This is a genomic window from Bacteroides sp. HMSC067B03 (assembly GCF_001811315.1).
Classification (GTDB): domain Bacteria; phylum Bacteroidota; class Bacteroidia; order Bacteroidales; family Bacteroidaceae; genus Bacteroides; species Bacteroides faecis.
Window position 1 is genome coordinate 1 of sequence record NZ_KV804273.1, and the last position, 353, is coordinate 353.

Genomic DNA, 353 nt, shown 5'->3' on the forward strand with positions numbered 1-353 from the left:
CTTCGCTGGTATGGTAATGCACCAGTTCCTTGTTTTCAAGATCAATGGTATCATCCCAACCAAGTGCTTCCAAATCGGTAATGTCGTTGAGGTTTTCCGGCTTGTAATATTCAAGTTTTCCGATCTCCGATCCACCGACCACGAGCAAGATGATGCGGTCACTGGTATCGGTATCCCGTACCAGCCCGCCATTTGCTTTGTTGATGATTACTCCTGTAAAATTTCCCATAAAATAATTCGTTATACGGATTTACCTGATAAAATTGCACCAACACCGAAATCTTCAATACGGTCTACAATACCGTAGGTTTGGGTACGATATTCGGATGTAGGACTCTTGCTGCGTGTATCGG

At 43.9% G+C, this 353-nt stretch carries 1 pseudogene; it reads right to left on the reverse strand.

From position 1 onward, the window contains the following. Nucleotides 1–229, reverse strand: a pseudogene (locus HMPREF2794_RS02655) (hypothetical protein); the annotation flags it as partial. Between the last annotated feature and the right edge of the window lie 124 nt (nucleotides 230–353).